We start from the raw sequence: 5,095 nt of genomic DNA, 5'->3' as shown, positions 1-5,095 counted from the left end.
GTTTTGGGGATGCCGACTAGCGGAAACATGGCTCAATATGCTGTTGAAAGGCTTAAGGTGGTTCTAGCACGGATCAACTATTAACCTTCCAAGTCGTGTCGACAAGGTATTGCTGCGCAAGCGTCCGCTCATTGAGGCGGTCAACAACCAGCTCAAAAAACATCTGCCAGATTGAGCATTCTCGCCACCGTAGCCCGTTCAACTTTTGGGTCAATCTGGTTTCAGGGGCGATCGCTTACTCCTATCATCCCAATAAGCCATCGATAGATATCCCCAACTTTGGCCCAAAAGCTTTACCTCAAGCTATTTTCTAATTGTCGAACTCAGGTTATCAAGGGTTGAAATCTTTATGCCAACCCTAGACGCGATCGAACCGTAGAGAGGGGGTCTGACCAATAGTCTTCGAGCGGTTGAGCAATGACGCAGGCTGCTTGTTGCCCAAGCCTACGGCTTTGCTGCTCGATGTCTCGTAGTTGTCGGTATTGGTGGGGAATGACCAGAGGATATAAGTAATGGGCCAGCCAGGCGGCTGTCTGATAGTTGGGACTATAGTGCTGAGCATCGACAAAGGCCCATACCCCCATTTCCCCGACCAGGCTGGTGTCTACCCTAACAGCACATGAAACACATCATGGAGGAGGGTATAGCGTAGTCCCAAAGATTGGTCTGGTAGTGCAGCTATAATGTCTGCGCTAATCTCCAATGGGGTTAGATGGCATTCATCCATATGCTGGGCATAGATCTGCCCAAAGGTTCCTTCTGGTAGGCTCCTTAAGGCTGCTAAGTCAATGGTGGGAAAGCAGGTTTTTAATCTGGAGAGCGTTTCCGCAATCTCTGGGTAAGCTGTAGTGCCTAATATCGCAGACTTATAAGCAGCAACGTCCCCGAGTTTGCCTTGGCGATAGGCTTGTACAGCTAAGGAGAAAAAAGAGAAACGCTGCCTAGAGGCTAGCGGATGACTACTATCCATTGTTTCAACCTTCCTAAACGAGCGGTAGCAATATAGGCACCTTTAATTTGAGATTGGAGCAGGTTTACATAACAACAACTGAGAATGTTTGGCTCAACTATCCGATGAGAATTAGCAACGGACCATAGATGATTAATCGGTTGAGTTAAGAGGCGAGTTTGAAGGCGTCATGTGCTGGATGACTATGAACTGTCACTATTGTATCGAGGCTGAATTCCAAAGCTTGATTGAAGAGAAGTTAATTTAGATTTTCAAAAACGCCTAGAAGAGTAGTAAAGCCTATATCAGGGGTTGTTTGAGACATACCTATAGTGATGGGAATATCAGGACAGAGAGCTTGGTTTTGGGTTGAGGCAGAAATATTTTCATTGACGGTCAGATGGGGCAGAAAGGCTTCTACTTTTTTCTTTGGGATGACGTTTGTGGTGGAAGGGAATATAGCGCCGGATCCACTGCACATACTTCGTTTCGGTGCTATCGGTGCTATAAGCATAATGCTTAGTTCGAATTACTTCATAGACTTGGTAAGGAGTTGGTGGGGTGGCATCAAGTGCCTGATAACAACCGATATTAGAACTTATACGGTTAATTTTGCCCATCAACATTCTTTGTTGCTGCATGACATATATGCTGAAAATGATTTCCCTGTCTGGTTTATAGGTAATTAACTACAAGTTTGCATATCGAAAAATTCCCGTAATAATCAACCTTTATGTCGTGCTGCTAATGTGGAAAAGGCTTGGCTTTAAGAGGTCGGTAAGCTGTCAACTTATTTCGTGCAAGGAGGAAAATTGCTTTCTAACTAATAGTTATACGACACTTGATATATAATCCGCTTGAGAAAGTGTTTGTATAAAATCGATATCTAATACCTTCACATAGGTGGAGTCTAAGACAGTCTGAAATATAACCAAAATCAGGCTGTACAACCTTGATTAAAGTTCAAAATTAGTAGAGTTTTGATGGTGACATGAAGGCTAAAAAAATTGTTGGCGTAAGTTCCGCAATAATTGCGGTGATAGGAGTTGTTGCAACAATCACTGTTCCAGAAATACGTTGTTATTTTAGGCTGGATTCAGGCCAAGTTTGTTCGTCTGGATTTGTGGAAGTCGAACTAGTAGTCCGGAACAAAAAATATGAACCAATTCAAGGTGTAGAGGTTCGTTTTTTGGCCCAAGGGGCACCCGAGGTTAAATATACTGACTCTAATGGTTTTTCTAATATCCAAATTCCTGCGAGAGAAGATATAGAAGTAACTCTAATTCAGGATGGTTTTGAAACCTTAAATCAAGTAGTTAATGTTGGCAATTCACCTGATGACAGAACACGAACTTTTCAACTAAAAGAAACTAGCTTAGAAGATCAGCCTACTCCAGATCCCTTAATTTCAGACGTTTCACCGACAAGATCTGCACCAGTATCCACATCACCTCAAGATACTGCGGTGATTCAAGTAGTTGAAGACAATGACTATAGAACTAAATTGCAAGGTTGTAAAAGAAGTAATGAAAATATTAAGTGCGACTTACTGATCACCAATCTTTTGAAAAAAGATAGATATTTTCGCTTATGGACTAGGGAGAGTAGGATGATTTCAGATGCTGGTGATGAATTTATCCCTAAAGAAGTTCAGATCGGTATAAAGAGTGGAAATTTTAATAGTGGTAATACATTAGTATCAAGTATCCCTGTAAAAGGATCTATTACTTTTGAAGGAGTGTCTAGAAAAATTAATAATTTTTCCTTACTAGAACTTAAATATGATGGAGCTGGACGAGACCCTGCTGGGAAAATTAAAATTTTAAATATCAAGATTAACTGAATATTACTCATTCAGAAATAAGTTGCTATGGCCTAACTATGGTATGCATCGGAATGGAGCATTATGCTACCTGCTATGATTAAAAGTTTATCGCTGTCTGATGGTGCCTCAATGTTATTCTCCTACACGCTTTCGGTGTCTGAAAATCAACCGTTTACCCCAATATTGAAATTGACATATGGCTTGAAAATGGTTGGCTAGCCGCAATTCAATGAGACTACCTTTTTGATGAGATCGGCGATAATGCGATCTGGCCAACCCAATCCTCTACCATGCTGCCCGGATTCGAAAACATTGTTTTTGTTTAAGAGTCTGTCTGCTGTGTCGAACCCAGTTGAATCGCTTTGCCAAACACAACGTCCGGCGAATAACAAAGTGTTGAACGTGGAGCACTTAAACACGTACGTTTTGTACACAAAACCCTTGTTCATTCCCAGTTAATGCGGACGCTTGTTTTAAATTCCTATGAGCATAGATTATGTAGAACCCAGAAGATATGACTTGTCTTGACTGTATCTTGCAAGATACGATTGAGAAGTGATTGAAATCCACGAAACCTAACTTTATGCTCGCTGGTTCAGTAACCTGAGAGATAGGCGAGCCAAAGCACGCATTGATACTCGTATTCGTCGTTTATTTTTGGTAATTCTGGTGATGTGAAATCAGTTGGCGAAGGTGTTTCTGAGCTTCGTATTGATTACGGGCCAGGTTACCGGGTCTATTTTATTCAGCGCGGAGCAACCGTGATTATATTGCTTGCTGGTGGAGATAAGCGTACTCAACAGAAAGATATTAAACAAGCACTGGAATTTGCACGAGGCTTATAGGAGAGTGGAATAGCTAAAACAAAGACTCAGATTTGGAATGTAGCAAATCACTTAGAAACAAAAGAGGACATCGCAGCTTATCTAGAAGCTGCCCTTGAAGATGGTGATTCTGCTTTGATTGCTGCTGCTCTCGGAGATATTGCTCGTTCAAGAGGAATGACACAAATCTCACGAGATACAGGCCTGGGGCGTGAAAGTCTTTATAAAGCACTATCTATTGAGGGCAACCCAGAGTTTGCTACTATTCTCAAAGTTTTTCGGGCATTAGGTTTGCGATTACAGGTCATCCCTCTTGAAAGTGAAAGCCTTGCCTAATAGATCTGTGCACAGGATTAACAATGCGCACTCTCTATGGAGATTTTTCAAATTCCACCTGTGCCCCTGAGACAAATTCGTTAGGAGGTAGAGCTGCTAAAGGCTTTTCTCCACGCGCTGGTGATATTGGCGGCTTAGACCTGTCTCTACTGTGGTTATCAGTTTGTCCAATGCTATTGCGGTGAGTTCCAACTGTTGGTTGCTCACTCTTAGCATCTCAAGAGCCTGCTGCCTTTCTTCAATGCTTGGAATTGCTGTTTTGTTATCTGCCATCAAAGCCTCCAAACTCGTTTGACTTCTTGAACACTGGCCCAAGACGCATCAGTTGAAGCTTGAGCTTGACTTACTGTTTGGATCAATAATTCCAGCATAGCAGGGTCAGCTATGGGTTGGGACTCCAAAATTCTAAGCAATAATGTGTTCAAACGTGAGTAAGGGGACACCAGACGCTCTCTAGCATTCTGTAGCTCTTTTAACTCTTCCATTGTTTCAGCTGTTTCACCATGCTGCTCATAGAGAGTCCATTCAACTGCAGATGCCTCTTCAATCCCTTTAGCAAGTTGCTGAAGCAACTCAAAAATTGTGGATAGGAGACTCTCGGGTAGTTTTGCCATGTACTACGTTTTACATTCTTCATTCCCAAGTAGAATACAGCAGCATGTGATGTATTCTGCTTTCCGCATGCACTTACTCGTTGATGATTCTCTGTGTTAGGAGCGACGATTCAACGGCAACGATAGCAATGAGGAACAAGTCTATTTAGCAATGTGTTTTTTGAGCTACAAGAGCAATCAATAACTCTGCTTCTCTGAATTTAAGGAACCCGATTCTAAAAACACCTGGCTTTACGATATGAGAAGCTATTTGAAGGCTTGTATTCTGACAACCATTTGATGAAGCTTAGCTGAACACCATTGATAGGCATTAAATACCCTCTCAGGATGGCTGACTTATGCAATGTCTGACCGATTCTCACCTGATTTTCGGCGTCTTTTAATCTCTTCTTCCAGTAGTTCCCATGGGGATCAAGCTACCCTGTAGTCAACGCATTGTGACTCTCATTATTTAGAGCAAATTCCTTATGCCCCAGCAACAATTTGGACTGATTGGCCTCGCGGTCATGGGGGAAAATCTAGCCCTCAACGTTGAGCGAAATGGCTT

8 protein-coding genes and 2 pseudogenes are annotated in these 5,095 nt (G+C 42.3%); 5 read left to right on the top strand and 5 right to left on the bottom strand.

Annotated features, from left to right (window positions below):
• Positions 1–100: 100 nt before the first annotated feature.
• A pseudogene (locus Q0986_RS12025) lies at positions 101–314 on the top strand (transposase); the annotation flags it as partial.
• 33 nt (positions 315–347) lie between these two features.
• On the opposite strand, the gene Q0986_RS12020 reads toward Q0986_RS12025, so the two are convergent.
• From Q0986_RS12020 to Q0986_RS22965, 3 genes are all read right to left on the bottom strand, one after another.
• A complete protein-coding gene (locus Q0986_RS12020; protein WP_299410407.1) occupies positions 348–584 on the bottom strand; it encodes a hypothetical protein in 237 nt (78 codons plus the stop codon).
• 20 nt (positions 585–604) lie between these two features.
• A complete protein-coding gene (locus Q0986_RS12015) occupies positions 605–970 on the bottom strand; it encodes a Coq4 family protein (protein ID WP_299410405.1) in 366 nt (121 codons plus the stop codon).
• A gap of 365 nt (positions 971–1,335) precedes the next feature.
• Positions 1,336–1,569, bottom strand: a complete 234-nt coding sequence (locus tag Q0986_RS22965) for a phage integrase N-terminal SAM-like domain-containing protein (protein WP_366918575.1) — start codon at positions 1,567–1,569, stop codon at positions 1,336–1,338.
• Positions 1,570–1,940: 371 nt separating this feature from the next.
• Here Q0986_RS22965 and Q0986_RS12010 point away from each other — a divergent pair, with 371 nt between their 5' ends.
• From Q0986_RS12010 to Q0986_RS12000, 3 genes and pseudogenes are all read left to right on the top strand, one after another.
• The gene (locus tag Q0986_RS12010; protein ID WP_299410404.1) at positions 1,941–2,792 is read left to right on the top strand and encodes a hypothetical protein; all 852 of its coding nucleotides are present in this window, start codon (positions 1,941–1,943) and stop codon (positions 2,790–2,792) included.
• Between the two features lie 585 nt (positions 2,793–3,377).
• Positions 3,378–3,619: pseudogene (locus Q0986_RS12005) on the top strand (type II toxin-antitoxin system RelE/ParE family toxin).
• Between the two features lie 9 nt (positions 3,620–3,628).
• Positions 3,629–3,934: an addiction module antidote protein gene (locus Q0986_RS12000; RefSeq protein WP_366918574.1), complete on the top strand. Its 306-nt coding sequence runs from the start codon at positions 3,629–3,631 to the stop codon at positions 3,932–3,934.
• A 96-nt stretch (positions 3,935–4,030) separates the two neighbouring features.
• Here Q0986_RS12000 and Q0986_RS11995 read toward each other — a convergent pair whose 3' ends face one another.
• Both Q0986_RS11995 and Q0986_RS11990 read right to left on the bottom strand, forming a co-directional pair.
• Positions 4,031–4,207 carry a hypothetical protein gene (locus Q0986_RS11995; RefSeq protein ID WP_212663039.1) on the bottom strand — a complete coding sequence of 59 codons (177 nt, stop codon included), beginning with the start codon at positions 4,205–4,207 and terminating at the stop codon, positions 4,031–4,033.
• Positions 4,207–4,506 (bottom strand): hypothetical protein, encoded by a 300-nt coding sequence (locus tag Q0986_RS11990; protein ID WP_299410394.1) that lies wholly within the window; start codon positions 4,504–4,506, stop codon positions 4,207–4,209. The genes Q0986_RS11995 and Q0986_RS11990 overlap by 1 nt, the downstream gene beginning before the upstream one ends.
• A gap of 509 nt (positions 4,507–5,015) precedes the next feature.
• On the opposite strand from Q0986_RS11990, the gene Q0986_RS11985 reads away from it, so the two are divergent.
• Positions 5,016–5,095, top strand: an 80-nt coding sequence (locus Q0986_RS11985) for an NAD(P)-binding domain-containing protein (RefSeq protein ID WP_299410409.1), incomplete at its 3' end; no start/stop codon positions are given.

The organism is Acaryochloris sp. IP29b_bin.148, assembly GCF_028285565.1.
Taxonomy (GTDB): domain Bacteria; phylum Cyanobacteriota; class Cyanobacteriia; order Thermosynechococcales; family Thermosynechococcaceae; genus Acaryochloris.
This window is presented reverse-complemented; position numbering and strand designations above follow the sequence as displayed.